The sequence below is a fragment of the Allobacillus saliphilus genome (assembly GCF_018138385.1).
Classification (GTDB): domain Bacteria; phylum Bacillota; class Bacilli; order Bacillales; family Alkalibacillaceae; genus Allobacillus; species Allobacillus saliphilus.
This window is the reverse complement of sequence record NZ_JAGSIE010000009.1, coordinates 14,555-29,039: the sequence shown is the minus strand read 5'-3', so window position 1 is coordinate 29,039 and position 14,485 is coordinate 14,555. Positions and strand designations below refer to the sequence as shown.

Sequence of the window (14,485 nt, the reverse complement as noted above, 5' to 3'; positions counted from 1 at the left end):
TCCTCCTATTTGTTTGTAATATGTTCTTGGATAAACGATGTTTGAGTATTTCCATTTTGAAATGCTTCATTTGCTGCTATTTTTAAAAGTAGTGGAATATTCGTCTTAATTCCTTCGATTTTGTACATCGAAAGGGCTGTCTCTAATCGACTAATAGCCTCAGCTCGATCTTTTCCTTTAACGATCAATTTCGCAACCATTGGGTCGTAAAAAGGAGTGATTTTGAACCCTTTCTTAATGGATTGGTCATTCCGAATGAATTGCTCTTTTGGAATGATTAAGTCTTCGATTGTACCCGGAGACGGAAAAAATGTTTTTGGATCTTCTGCGTAAATCCTTACTTCAATTGCATGACCTTGAATCTGAACGAGCTCTTGATTAATTGCGAGTTCTTCACCACTCGCAATTCGGATTTGCTGTTCTACAAGATCAATACCCGTAATTTCTTCGGTAACTGGATGTTCCACTTGAAGTCTTGTATTCATTTCAAGGAAATAGTAGTTTTGGTTTTCATCAACTAGAAACTCAAGTGTTCCAGCATTCCGATAGCCTAGAGATTTGACAGCTTGAACCGCTTTTTCACCCATCTCTTTCCTTGTTTCCTCGGTTAAAAGTGGTGACGGTGCTTCTTCAATGACCTTCTGATGTCGACGTTGAATAGAGCACTCACGATCAAATAAATGAACGGCGTTACCGTGATGATCACCTAGTACTTGAATTTCAACATGGTGCGCATCTTCAATGACTTTTTCAATGAATAATGTTCCGTTGCCGAAAAATTGTTCTGCACGGTGTGCATTGGATTCAATTGCTTTCTCCAAGTCTGATTCGCTTTGTACAATTTCCATTCCAATACCGCCACCGCCATACGATGCTTTGACCATGACTGGGTAGCCAATTTCATTCGCAATCTCTTTTGCCGCTGCTGCTGTTTCCACAGGGGTGTTTGTACCGGGAATAATAGGTACTCCTGCTTCTTCCATCGCAGTTCTTGCAGATAATTTACTACCCATCTTTTCAATCACTTCTGGCGTCGGGCCAATAAAGGTAATTCCTTCTTCTTCGCAACGTCTAGCAAATGACGCATTTTCACTTAATAATCCATACCCCGGGTGAATTGCTTCTACTTCTGCTTCTTTAGCTATTTCAAAGATTTTATCCATATTTAGATAGCTTTCATTGACACGTGAACCTCCAAGCGGATAAGCAACATCAGCCTCTTCGACATATGGTGAATCTTCATCAGGTTCGGAATATACCGCTACGGATTTAATGTTTAATAGCTTACACGTTTGAATAATACGTGAAGCGATTTCTCCTCTGTTTGCGATTAAAATGGATTGAAACATGATAACCCTCCTATAATTGTGCCCTAGTCAATTTGAATCAAATCTTTTGCTCGCTCTCTTAATCGGTATTTTTGAACTTTCCCACTAGCTGTCATTGGGTATTCTTCCGTCAACTCCATGTACTTCGGAATTTTATGATGCGAGATTTTTCCTTTACAGAAAGATTTGATGTTTTCTTCTGTTAAACGTGCACCCTCTTTTGGAATAATCCAGGCCATCAACTCTTCACCGTATTTGGGATCCGGTACACCGACGACTTGAACGTCCAGCACATCCGGATGTGTGATAATGAATTCTTCAATTTCACGTGGATAAATATTCTCTCCACCACGGATGACCATATCTTTCATTCTTCCCGTCACTTGAAAATATCCATTCTCATCCATCATTCCGATATCACCCGTGTGTAACCAGCCATCCTCATCAATCGTTGCATTCGTTTCTTCCTTATTTTTGTAATAACCCGCCATGACATGATATCCGCGAGTCACAATTTCACCAGGTTCATTTGGAGGAAGCGTTTGATTTGTACCTGGTTCAACGATTTTCGCTTCAACGTTCGGATGAACTTTTCCAACGGATGTCGTTCGAATTTCGATTGAATCGGTCGGACGAGTCTGCGTAAAGACAGGCGACGTTTCCGTTTGTCCGTAACAGATTGTTACTTCAGGCGCACCCATCTTATAAATCACATCATTCATGACTTCTTTCGGACAATTGGAACCAGCCATGACTCCCGTTCGAAGTGACGAAAGATCAAATTTTTCAAAATCAGGGTGATTCAATTCACCAATAAACATTGTCGGAACACCATGCAATGCTGTACATTTCTCATCTTGGACAGCCTGTAAAACAACTTCGGGGTTGTATTGTTCGATCATCACCATCGTCCCGCCTTTGGAGACTGTTGCCAGTGTACTCATCACGCAACCAAAGCAGTGAAAGAGTGGCACTGGAACACATAAGCGATCTTCACTTGTGAAATTCATTCCTTCTGCTACCTGCTTTCCGTTATTGACGATGTTATAGTGAGTCAACATAACGCCTTTTGGAAATCCGGTTGTACCTGAAGTGTATTGCATGTTAATAATGTCATCATGATGAAGTGATTCTTTTCTTTTTTGTAGATCTTCATCGGAAACATCAGCTGCTTTTTGCAGTAACTGATCCCATGTGTAACATCCTGCAATTTGTCTTTCTCCTAAAACAATGACCCGTTTTAATTTCGGGACTTTATCGCTGCTCAATTGTCCCGAATTACTGTTTTTCAGTTCAGGAGCTACTTCATTAATGATGTCTACATAGGAAGTACCTTTAAAACTCTCTGCCAGAATTAATGTTGTTGCATCTGATTGATTCAACAAATATTCCAACTCAGCTGCTTGATAACTTGTGTTCACCGTCACTAATACGGCGCCCATTTTTCCTGTAGCAAACTGAGTCAAAACCCATTCCGGTTTATTGTCAGCCCAAATTGCGATATGCTCACCTTTTTCAATGCCAAGAGCCATGAGTGCTTTTGCCGTCTCATTTACTTTGTCGTCAAACTCTTTGTACGTCCAACGAATATTCCTTTCTGGATAAACGACAGCTTCATGGTTCGGTCTCTCATTCACTTTCTCTTCCAGCAATTCGCCAATGGTTGACGTTAGTAGACTCATATGGATTCCTCCTTTTAATCTAGCATCCTAATTGCCGAGCAATCACCAACCGTTGAATTTCAGAGGTGCCTTCACCGATTTCTAGCAGTTTAGCATCACGTAAAAATCTTTCAACTTCGTATTCTCTCATGTAACCATAACCGCCAAGTATTTGAATCGCTTGGTTGGCAGAACGCGTTGCTGTCTCTGTTGCAAACAACTTTGCGTAAGCGGCCTCTTTTGTAAATGGTTTCCCATTATCTTTCAACCATGCTGCTTTCAAAACCATGTTGCGAGCCAATTCAACTTCCATCGCCATATCAGCCAATTTAAATTGAATCGCTTGGAATGAAGAAATCGGTTTACCAAACTGTTTTCTTTCTTTTGCATAAGCTAGTGCGCGATCCAATGAAGCTTGCGCAATTCCGACACCTAAGGCAGCAATCGAAATTCTTCCACCATCCAGCGTGCGTAAAAATTGCTTAAATCCTGCTTCAGGATCACCTAATAGATTTTCTTTTGGAACTCTTACATCTTCTAATACAATTTCAGCTGTATTGGAACCTCTGACACCCATCTTATCGTAATTATCAGAAATTTTTAAGCCTGGAGTATCAGTCGGCACAATTAATGCCGAAATAATATTCTTTCCGAGAGAATCTTTCCCGGTAACGGCCGTTACGATAATTTGCTTAGCATAGGAAGCGTTTGTAATAAAGCACTTTTCCCCATTGATGACGTACTCGTCACCTTCTAATTTGGCTGTTGTTTTCGTTCCTCCCGCATCAGATCCTGCATTAGGCTCTGTCAATCCGAAAGAACCAAGAGCTTTTCCTTCTGCAAGCGGTTTCAAAAATTTCTTTCTTTGTTCATCAGTACCAAACATATAAATCGGACTTGAACCAAGTGAAACAGCCGCTGCATAACTTAGTCCTGTACTACCACATACACGGCCGATTTCTTCAACGGCTAGTGCATACGTAATCGTGTCGCCTCCAGAGCCACCTTCTTCTTCAGGAAATGGAATTCCCAGCAAGCCTAGTTCTCCCATTTCCTTGAAAAGATCTTCGGGAAATTCTGCCTTTGTGTCAATATCAATGGCCCTAGGCTTGATTTTGTCTTCTGCAAAATCCCGAACCATCTTTCTTGTCATTTCTTGTTCTTTCGTCAATTCGAAATTCATGTACTTTCCTCCTTTTATGATTGAACATTAAACTACAGTTTCACTAAGACCGACTGGTTGGTCTGTACGCGTTTAAATAAAAACGCTTTAATATAAGCGATTGTTAGCTACCTTAAAAATTTAATTCGGCATAAAGTGAAGATCTTTCATAATCTTTTAGAGCTTCATCTGTCAACAGTCCATGCATTAAAAGGTCTATATAAACAGAAGATACTTGTTCAATATTTTTATCTCCGTCTCGTTGATACCATTTATACGTCCAGTTCACCATTCCTAAAATTGACATCGTTGTGATCGTTGGAGGTAAACTTTCTCTGAAATCTCCTGATTGCTGACCATCATTAATCACTTCGTAGATGATTCGTTTGAACTCATTACGTTTTTGCTTGATGATTTCTTCATATTCTTGTTTTAGATACTTATTTTCTTGATAAAAAACGGTAATATGTTCATTGTACAAGTCAAACACATGAACAGATGCCTTTAAAATTTCATGTAACTGTTTCATTGGACGGTCATATTTTTCTTTTGCCGAGTGTGCTTCACTTAGAACATATGAAATAAATTTATCGTGGATAACATATAAAAGTTCATCTTTTGAAGAAAAATGATGATAAAATCCACCTTTTGATGTCATTGAATCATTTACTAAATCTTGAACGCTTACACCGTGAAAACCTTTTTCTGAAAATAATCTTAGCGACGATGCGATGATTTTCTCACGTAAATCCATACCCTTCCCACCTTTTTTATCATATTATCATATTTATTGAAAAAGTGAAACAATTCATTTATTTTTTTAAAATACAAAGAGACTGAGATAACATCATTGTCATCTCAGCCTCTTCTATCATTCGATTTTTTAATCGAGTTTAATTTACCGTAAAACTTTAATGAAATAAACCGGCATCCTTAGATTTTTTCATCAATTTATCTGTTTGTTTATTGATTATGTTTTTAAATAACGTTCCGAATAATAAGGCACCAAGCCAGAACAGACTTAGAATAATTATATCGTATATGGCGGCTTTCCAAATAATACCTCCGACTGCCTCGCGCATTAGATCAATCGCATAGGTAAATGGAAGAAACGGACTAATTGTCTGAAACAATTCCGGTAATAAAATAACTGGATACGTTCCTCCTGCGCCAGCAATTTGCAAAACAAGAAGAACAATAACCATTGCCTTTCCAACATCGCCAAATACCGATACTAGTGTATAGATCATTGTCATAAATACTATACTAATTAACAACCCGAATAGGACAAACCAAACCGGATGTGCCATGTACGAACCAATAAACAACCAATCACCTAAGGTTACAACAAGTGTTTGCAATAATCCGATTGTAAGGAAAGTAAACATCTTACCAAAATAACGTTCCCGGCCAGTTAGATCTTCTCTATCATGTACTTCAACGGCCAGTAATGAAATCAACAGTAAGCCACCGACCCATATCGCCAAAACAGTATAAAATGGTGTCATTCCTGAACCGTAGTTTGGTATCGGAAAAAGCTCATTTTTGACCAACTTGACCGGTTCTTCAAAGAAATTTCTTTCGGCTTCAGGGTCATTTCGTAACAATTCGATAATTTCATTAATGTCTGTTTCGCCCTGAATTTCTCTAATTCGATCCGCCAGTTCGTTAATTTTACTATTTATATATGGATATTCACCGAGAAATGCATTCAATACACCTTGCCCTTCGCCAATGTGGGTTTCAGTATTATTCAATACATTTTTCACTTCTGGAATGGTCGATTTTATATCTGCTAAAATTTGATTCGCACTTGCTAGTGTTTGTTGAGAATCGCTAATTTTTTGTTTCACGACTGGTTCAATGTTCTCTTTATAATCTTCTAAAAAATTTCCTATATTATTTGCTGTGTTAGCGGATAATTGTTCTAAATCAGTGAAAATAGAGTCGACTTTTTGTCTTCGATCTTCAATAAACACAGTAATATTTTGTCCATTTTCCTGCATTTCCACAAGCGCTTCACGTAATGTGCTTATTTGTTCCAATGCTTCATCGATGACCTGATTTGTATCATTACTATTATTTTGATTATTGTTCTGCTCATTATTTTCTTGGTCTGTTGAGCCGTCCTCGTTCTGATTATTTTCTTCTTCGCTGGTATTATTCTGTTGCTCTTGATTCATCTCTTTTAGCTGCTCTAATTTAGCTTCGATTTCATTTAAACGGGTAGTTGCTTCGTCTAATGAGCGATCAATATTTTGTTGTAGCTCTTTACCTTCGCTGAAATCAATATTTACATCGCGAGCATCTTGCAGTAGTTGATTAATATCTTGAGCAGTGTTTTGTGCCTTTTTCAAATCTTCTTCGATTTGCGGAGCCATTTCATTTAGACGGTCTTCGGCTTTTGACATCAAATTAGCAGTTTCATTTACTATTTGCATACCATCATTCGTTGTCTGTTCAGCCTGTGGAAGTTTATTTTTCGCTTTATTAATTATAGATTGGGCATTCTTTGTGTCTTCAAGTCCGCTTGATACTAGCTCATGAATTTTTGGCAACTGTTTTTCCATCTCAAATATATAATTTTCAAATTGCTCGATATCAGGTGATTTATCGTTCAGTTCTACACCAATATCATCAAACATTTCAAAAATAACACCATTTACAGCAGAAATAAAATTGCTGCTAACCTGTTGCACAATCGTACTTGCACCTTTATCCGTAATTTTTGGTGAAATGGCGTTAATCTTTTCATTTACGTAATATTCCATCTCACTCTTTACAGGTTCACCAGAGATAACCGACGATAAATTGCTAGAGAAGTTTTCAGGAATAACGATTACCGCAAAATAGTCACCGTATTTCAGATCTTCCATTGCGTTTTCTCGGTCCGTGAAATGCCAATCCATCGACTTATTGTTTTCCAGGGTTTTAACTAGATCTTCCCCGACGTTAATTTGGTTACCTCTAACTTCGCCACCTGTATCCTCATTCACTACACCGATTGGTATTTGGTCTGTTTGGCCATATGGATCCCAAGAAGCCTCTATATTAAACCATGCATATAAAGAGGGTAATAAAATTAGCCCGCCTATTAAAATAGCCGCCACCCAGTTACGTGATATGTTTTTTAAATCTCGCGAGTAAATTTTCAAGCTGTTCTTCATTGATATACCTTCTTTATTGTTCTATATTTTGACTGATCTAGGGGTAATATCGTCGAGCTCTAAAATATGTGAGCAGATTCATTTTTAACCTCACTACAAATGCCCGTGAAGATGAATATCACGGACACTGTATTATTTTTTCATTAAAATTTTCTCCAACATGATCAAGATTACTCATTTGTGGAAAAATACTTCCGGTATCGAGCCTCAACTTGTGAATCAATTACTTGACCCGTTTGGTCTGTATCTACCACAAAAGATCCGTTACTATACCGATCTGCTGTTTTAAGGTTTAATGGCATGACTGTTTCAATTGTGCCATTTTCTGTTCGAAGCTGTACGGTTGTGTCTTCGCTAACTAAATGGAAACCGACAAGTCGATGCGCATTTCGTTTGAGCTCTCTCAACATCGCCAAGCCACGTTTTGCTCGAGTTCCTTGCTCGAATTGAGACAGGTTCATCCGCTTACATGCACCGCGATGTGTCACAACGAATAGAGAAGGATTACTTAAGTCATCAAATGTGTCACCGTTGATAATGTATTCATCTTTCTTGAGCTGCATCGATTTTACACCAGCTGCTTTAATTCCAATGGAGTTTACTTCAGATTCATGGAACCAAAGACCGTAACCTTTATTATTCGCAATAAATAGTTCTTGATTTCCATCTGTCATGTGTACATTAATCACTTCATCATCTTTTTTCAAATTCATTCCATTAATCGGACGTGAATATCTTTGAACTTTGTATAAGTCTAAAGAAGTCTTTTTAATCATTCCGTTTTTCGTGATGGATAAGATATAGTGCTTATCTGTAAACTCACGGACTGGAATCGCTTTAATCACGCGTTCATCGCTAGGAATCGAAATAATGTTCGCAACATGTTGCCCCATTTCCTTCCATCTGATTTCTGGAAGTTCATGAACAGGAATGTATAAGTAATTTCCTTTGTTCGTAAAGACGAGTAACGTATCGGTTGTATTGATCTCCATTAGTTGAATCAGTTCATCGCCTTCTTTGCGTTGCAGGTCTTTAACACTTGAAGCACCAAAAGAACGAGGACTTGTCCGTTTGATATAACCATCGCGCGTCAGTGAGACAACGACATCTTCTGAAGGAACCAACACTTCTAAATTGATCGTAATGTCTTCAATTTCATCTTCAATGCGAGTACGACGCTCGTCATTATGATTTTTCTTGACTAGTCGAAGTTCATCTTTGATGACTTTCTTCAGCACTTCTTCATTACCGAGAATCTCTTGTAAGCGTGCAATCGTTTCACGCAACTTACTTGCCTCTTCTTCCAAGTCGGACACATCTGTATTTGTCAATCGATAAAGTTGAAGCATGACGATCGCTTCAGCTTGTTTTTCTGTAAAGTTATAAGCTGAAATCAACCGTTCTTTTGCATCTTTTTTGTTTTGTGATGCACGGATGGTTGCAATGACATCGTCTAGAATTGAAATTGCGTAAATTAACCCTTCGACGATATGAGCTCTTGCTTGAGCTTTATTCAAATCATACTCGGACTGACGTATAACAACGTCTCTCTGGTGATTGATATAAGCATCTAATAAACCCGGTAAGCTCATAAGTGTCGGTGTGCGATCAGATATGGCTATCATATTGAAATTGTAATTTACTTGAAGGTCTGTGTTTTTATAAAGGTAATTTAAAACCCCTTGACTATCTGCATCTTTCCTTAGCTCAATAACAATTCGTAGCCCTGTTCGATCCGTTTCATCACGAATCTCGTTGATTCCTTCGACTTTTCGATCGATGCGAAGTTCATCCATTCGTTTAACTAAGTTCGCCTTGTTTACTTCATAAGGAATCTCTGTAATGACAATTTGTTCTCGGCCACCTCTAAGCTGTTCAATTTCAGCCAAACCTCGAACGACAACTCTTCCTCTTCCGGTTTCATAAGCTTTTTTAATTCCTTCTTTACCTTGAATGATGCCACCGGTAGGAAAGTCAGGTGCGGGTATTTTTTCCATTAATTTATCCAATGAGGCACCGGGATGGTCGATTTTGTAAATGACGGCATCGATGACTTCACCTAAATTATGTGGTGGTATATCGGTTGCATAACCGGAAGAAATTCCTGTAGATCCATTGACTAATAGATTTGGAAATTTGGCAGGCAGTACGACTGGTTCATAAGATGTGTCGTCAAAGTTTTCGATAAATTCGACGGTATCTTTACCAATGTCCCTTAATAATTCAGATGCAATCCCAGAAAGACGTGCTTCTGTGTAACGCATGGCTGCTGGTGGATCCCCATCCACACTGCCGTTATTCCCGTGCATTTCTACAAGTTCTTGACGCAGTTTCCACTTCTGACTCATCCGTACTAAGGCTTCATATACAGAGCTATCACCGTGTGGGTGGTAGTTACCGATCACAGTACCTACTGTTTTAGCCGATTTTCGGAAAGCTTTATCATGTGTATTTCCTTCCTCGTACATAGCATATAATATTCTTCGCTGTACAGGCTTTAGCCCATCCCGTACATCAGGAAGGGCTCGCTCTTGAATAATATATTTACTATAGCGTCCAAACCGGTCGCCTATCACTTCTTCTAAAGGTAAATCCATTAAATTCGCTTCTTCGGCCACTTTGTTCACTCCTAGTTAAGCAATCTATCATTTTCCAGTATTGTGTCGTTCTCTTCTAATCCGAATTCGACATTGCTTTCAATCCATTTTCTTCTCGGTTCAACTTTATCACCCATTAACGTTGCCACACGACGTTCTGCTTTTGCAACATCTTCAATGGTAACTCGTATTAGCGTTCTAGTTTCTGGATTCATCGTCGTCTCCCATAACTGGTCGTCGTTCATCTCACCAAGACCTTTATATCTTTGAATGGTATAGCCAGATTTATATTTCTTCAATAATTCATCCATTGCACGCTCATCCCAAGCATAATCTTCTTTGTACGTCTTACCTTTTCCTTTGGATATTTTAAATAAAGGTGGTAGTGCGATATAGATTTTTCCATGCTCGATCAGTGGTCTCATATATCGATAGAAAAAAGTCAGTAAAAGCACTTGGATGTGCGCGCCGTCTGTATCAGCATCTGTCATGATGATGATTTTCTCGTAATTTGAATCTTCTATTGAAAAATCAGCCCCGACGCCTGCATTGATTGTATGAATGATCGTTGAAATCTCTTCATTTTTGAAGATGTCATCAATTTTCGCTTTTTCCGTATTAATGACCTTCCCCCGAAGCGGAAGAATTGCTTGAAAACGTCGATCTCTACCTTGCTTTGCGGAACCACCTGCGGAATCACCCTCTACAAGAAACAACTCATTTTTGTTTGGGTTTTTCGATTGAGCAGGCGTTAGCTTACCACTAAGTAACGCGTCTTTACGTTTTCGCTTTTTTCCATTTCGAGCATCTTCACGAGCTTTGCGTGCTGCTTCTCTTGCTTCTCTTGCTTTAATCGCTTTTTTAATCAATAACTGTGCAATTTCTGGATTTTCTTCAAAGAAAAAGGTCAACTTTTCACCTAAAACATTTTCCATTGCACTTCTTGCTTCAGGAGTTCCAAGTTTACTTTTCGTCTGACCTTCAAATTGCAATAAGTCTTCTGGAATTCGAACTGAAATAACAGCTGTTAACCCTTCACGTATATCATTTCCATCGAGGTTTTTAGCTTTTTCTTTCAATAATTGTTTATTTCTTGCATATTCATTAACTGTACGAGTGATCGCCGTCTTCGCTCCAGACTCATGCGTTCCACCGTCGATTGTCCGTACATTATTCACGAAAGACAAAATGTTCTCTGAGTAGCCGTCATTGTATTGAAAGGAAAAATTAACTTCAATTTCATTATGAGTTCCTTCAAATGAAACAATCTCATGTAATCCGTCTTTTTCTTCATTCAGATAAGCAACAAATGCTTCAAGACCTTCTTCATACAAGAATTCATCTTTCATATCATTCCGTTCATCAATCAATTCAATTTTGACACCTTTTAATAGAAAAGCAGTTTCTCTCAGACGTTCGGCTAACAATTCATATTGAAAGCGTACAGTTGAGAAAATGGTCGGATCCGCTTTAAAGGTAATCTTTGTACCTGTTTTATTCGTATTTCCATGTTCTTCAAGCGTGGTAACTGGCTTACCTCCATTTTCAAACCGCTGGTGAAACTTTTTACCATTACGAAAAATGTCGACTTCAAGCCATTCAGACAATGCGTTAACAACAGAAGCTCCAACACCATGTAATCCGCCACTAGTCTTGTAACCACCCTGGCCAAATTTTCCACCAGCATGCAATACCGTCAGAATAACTTCCGGCGTTGGCTTTCCGGTTTTATGCATGCCTGTTGGCATTCCGCGTCCTGCATCAATGACTGAAATGGATTCATCTTTATGTATCTTTACAGTAATTACTTGTCCATAACCCGCTAACACTTCATCAACGGCATTATCGACAATTTCATAAACTAAATGGTGCAATCCTCTATGGTCAGTGCTGCCAATGTACATACCAGGTCTTTTGCGGACTGCATCAAGACCTTCAAGCACCTGAATCGATTCATCGGTGTATTTCTGGTTATGATCACTCAATCAAATAACTCCCTTCCAAAACAACTCATCTATTCTTATTTTCACTAATTGTTCTCTGTACATTTCACGATAGAAACAGAAAATCCCTGCAAGAGAGCAGAGATTTCAACCAAAAGGTTAAGAATTTCCGATTTGCACAGCATGTACAACTTTAATGCATAGGTCCATTATGACGGTAAAATCATGTTCTTTCAATATATCATAAGCTTCTTCATTTTCTACACCTAATTGAGCCCAGAAGATTTTGCAATTGGTTTTGATTGCGTCTTTAGCGATATCTGGAAGAAATTCAGATCGTCTGAATACATTGATGATATCAATTGACTCTGGTACTTCAGCTAGTGTCGGATAACTTTTTTCACCGAGCACTTCATCGACTGTAGGATTCACAGGAATGATTCGATATCCATTTTCCTGCATAATTTTCGCTATTTGATACGACGTTCTTTCTGGCTTGTCAGATAGACCGACGACAGCGATGGTTTTGGAATTCTGTAAAATATCTTTTAACGTTTCATTTGAAGGGTTGCGCATATCCGTTCACTCCTTTGTGCTTCTTACCTATTAGAATAGCTTTTTTCGAGATTATTCTCAACTAATCAGATAGTGACATCCTTAATTGCATCTTCTTTATTGTCGCTAATTCTGATAAAATAATACTAGGTCTTAAAGACAGATAGTAATGCTATTTACTACCTAACAAGATACATGTACCAAATTTATTGGTAAAGGGAGAGTTTCAATGGACTATGTTATATTTTCTATTATTGCATATTTTTTAGGGTCAATTCCGTTCAGTTTAGTAATCGGTAAAACCTTTTATCAAACGGACATTCGTGAACATGGCAGTGGTAATCTAGGGGGCACCAATACGTTTCGTGTACTCGGATGGAAAGCTGGTTTGGCTGTAACAGTTTTGGATATATTAAAGGGAACAGCTGCTGTTGTGCTTGTTTATCTTTTCGCCGAACAGTTGGAACCATTAATTGTTGGTGCGTTTGCGGTGATCGGACACTCATTCCCGTTATTTGCGAAGTTTAAAGGCGGCAAGGCTGTAGCCACTTCTGGTGGCGTGCTTCTCGGAGTTAGCCCATTATTGTTTGCTATTATTTTTGTTTCATTTTTCATCTTCTTGAAGCTATCCAAATACGTTTCCCTGTCATCCATGCTCACAGGGGTAGTCGCCGTTATTGTTGCGCTTTTTATGAAACATATTGGTTTGATCATTGTCACGATGTTATTGACAATCTTTGTCATCTATCGGCACACAGATAACATCAAACGAATCAAGAATAAAACGGAACCGAAAATTACATGGCTTTAATGTTCGTAAGGAATGGGAATAAAGGACAATAAGAGGTGAATATATAGTGAAGAAAAATCAAGCATATCGTTTGATGGTTGGTATTCTCATAGCAGTTGTTCTCATTTTATTGTTCTTGCCTACGTTATCCGATCAGGATGCAGAATCATCCTTCGAACCTGAAACACATGAAGAAGTTCGTTATTCGAACCTTTCATCAAAGAACAAACCAAACTATGAAACATCCATCACTTTAAACGCAATCGGTGATATACTCGTTCATCAACCGGTTTATGATGATGCTAAAACAGCAGATGGATATAATTTCAAGCCGATGTTCGAACCGGTAAAATCTTTGATTGAAAATGCAGATATAACGATTGCTAATCAAGAAACGATTTTAGGTGGTACTGAACTCGGACTCTCGTCATATCCTTCATTTAATTCACCGTATGAAGTAGCGGATGCACTCCAATATGTCGGTGTAGATATCGTATCCATGGCAAATAATCATACGTTAGACCGTGGTGAGCAAGCGATCATGAATGCGACAAACTATTTGAATGAAATCGGTATAGAATATGTAGGCTCTTATCGCAATGAAGAGGACCGAAACACACCCCGCATCCTAACAAAAAAGGATATATCAGTCGGCTTTCTTTCTTACACATATGGGACGAATGGGATTCCTGTTCCGGACGGTAAGGATTACTTAGTTAATTATATTGATCAAGAAAAAATACTAACAGATATAGAAAAATTACAAGATAAGACAGATTTCATCGTCGTCAGTATGCATTTTGGCGCACAATACGAACCACTGCCTAATGATGAACAAATTTATTTAACTGACCTACTCACAAGTAATGGAGCAGATGTTATTATCGGCCATCACCCCCACGTGTTGCAACCTGTAGATTGGATTTCTAGCCAAGATGGTCATGACCGATTCGTTATGTATTCGCTAGGTAACTTTTTATCCAATCAAACAGGTCTCGAACGAAACATTGGTGTGATTTCACAAATTAAACTCACAAAGAAAAGGTTAAACAATGAAATGAACTATCAAGTGTCTGATGCTCAAATGATTCCTACGTATAATTACTCAGAAAACAATCGGGACTTCAAAATTGTCCCCCTGTCAGAAGCTGGTCAATATGGCTTACAAAATTCAGATCAAATTTACAAAGATACCATCAATCATTTACAATCATTCACTGATCAAGTTGACTTTCCGTCAGGTTTTGAAACGGTTCAATAAATTGAAACGATCCTTTCCATT

10 protein-coding genes are annotated in these 14,485 nt (G+C 38.4%); 2 read left to right on the top strand and 8 right to left on the bottom strand.

The genetic code is table 11. From position 1 onward, the window contains the following. Positions 1 to 5 precede the first annotated feature (5 nt). From KC820_RS03280 to KC820_RS03245, 8 genes are all read right to left on the bottom strand, one after another. Positions 6 to 1,349 (bottom strand): acetyl-CoA carboxylase biotin carboxylase subunit, encoded by a 1,344-nt coding sequence (locus KC820_RS03280; RefSeq protein ID WP_144087854.1) that lies wholly within the window; start codon positions 1,347 to 1,349, stop codon positions 6 to 8. A 23-nt stretch (positions 1,350 to 1,372) separates the two neighbouring features. Then, positions 1,373 to 3,010 (bottom strand): AMP-binding protein, encoded by a 1,638-nt coding sequence (locus KC820_RS03275; RefSeq protein WP_144087853.1) that lies wholly within the window; start codon positions 3,008 to 3,010, stop codon positions 1,373 to 1,375. 19 nt (positions 3,011 to 3,029) lie between these two features. After that, positions 3,030 to 4,172 carry an acyl-CoA dehydrogenase gene (locus tag KC820_RS03270; RefSeq protein ID WP_144087852.1) on the bottom strand — a complete coding sequence of 381 codons (1,143 nt, stop codon included), beginning with the start codon at positions 4,170 to 4,172 and terminating at the stop codon, positions 3,030 to 3,032. Between the two features lie 112 nt (positions 4,173 to 4,284). Beyond that, positions 4,285 to 4,905 (bottom strand): TetR/AcrR family transcriptional regulator, encoded by a 621-nt coding sequence (locus KC820_RS03265; protein WP_212368044.1) that lies wholly within the window; start codon positions 4,903 to 4,905, stop codon positions 4,285 to 4,287. Between the two features lie 157 nt (positions 4,906 to 5,062). After that, positions 5,063 to 7,318: a YhgE/Pip domain-containing protein gene (locus tag KC820_RS03260; protein ID WP_212368042.1), complete on the bottom strand. Its 2,256-nt coding sequence runs from the start codon at positions 7,316 to 7,318 to the stop codon at positions 5,063 to 5,065. A gap of 170 nt (positions 7,319 to 7,488) precedes the next feature. Then, positions 7,489 to 9,936 (bottom strand): DNA topoisomerase IV subunit A, encoded by a 2,448-nt coding sequence (parC, locus tag KC820_RS03255; protein WP_377862713.1) that lies wholly within the window; start codon positions 9,934 to 9,936, stop codon positions 7,489 to 7,491. 11 nt (positions 9,937 to 9,947) lie between these two features. Continuing rightward, a complete protein-coding gene (gene parE / locus KC820_RS03250; RefSeq protein ID WP_212368039.1) occupies positions 9,948 to 11,900 on the bottom strand; it encodes a DNA topoisomerase IV subunit B in 1,953 nt (650 codons plus the stop codon). A gap of 117 nt (positions 11,901 to 12,017) precedes the next feature. Further along, positions 12,018 to 12,434 (bottom strand): CoA-binding protein, encoded by a 417-nt coding sequence (locus KC820_RS03245; protein WP_212368036.1) that lies wholly within the window; start codon positions 12,432 to 12,434, stop codon positions 12,018 to 12,020. 208 nt (positions 12,435 to 12,642) lie between these two features. Between KC820_RS03245 and plsY the strand changes: the two genes are divergently transcribed. Then, the gene (gene plsY, locus KC820_RS03240) at positions 12,643 to 13,224 is read left to right on the top strand and encodes a glycerol-3-phosphate 1-O-acyltransferase PlsY (RefSeq protein ID WP_212368033.1); all 582 of its coding nucleotides are present in this window, start codon (positions 12,643 to 12,645) and stop codon (positions 13,222 to 13,224) included. A 46-nt stretch (positions 13,225 to 13,270) separates the two neighbouring features. After that, on the top strand, positions 13,271 to 14,464 hold the full coding sequence (locus KC820_RS03235) for a CapA family protein (protein ID WP_212368030.1): 1,194 nt from the start codon (positions 13,271 to 13,273) through the stop codon (positions 14,462 to 14,464). Positions 14,465 to 14,485: the final 21 nt, after the last annotated feature.

Excerpts from the sequence above, each read along its gene's own strand:
- KC820_RS03280 (WP_144087854.1), bottom strand. The coding sequence starts at position 1,349 with ATGTTTCAATCCATTTTAATCGCAAACAGAGGAGAAATCGCTTCACGT.
- KC820_RS03275 (WP_144087853.1), bottom strand. The coding sequence starts at position 3,010 with ATGAGTCTACTAACGTCAACCATTGGCGAATTGCTGGAAGAGAAAGTG.
- KC820_RS03270 (WP_144087852.1), bottom strand. The coding sequence starts at position 4,172 with ATGAATTTCGAATTGACGAAAGAACAAGAAATGACAAGAAAGATGGTT.
- KC820_RS03265 (WP_212368044.1), bottom strand. The coding sequence starts at position 4,905 with ATGGATTTACGTGAGAAAATCATCGCATCGTCGCTAAGATTATTTTCA.
- KC820_RS03260 (WP_212368042.1), bottom strand. The coding sequence starts at position 7,318 with ATGAAGAACAGCTTGAAAATTTACTCGCGAGATTTAAAAAACATATCA.
- KC820_RS03245 (WP_212368036.1), bottom strand. The coding sequence starts at position 12,434 with ATGCGCAACCCTTCAAATGAAACGTTAAAAGATATTTTACAGAATTCC.
- plsY (WP_212368033.1), top strand. The coding sequence starts at position 12,643 with ATGGACTATGTTATATTTTCTATTATTGCATATTTTTTAGGGTCAATT.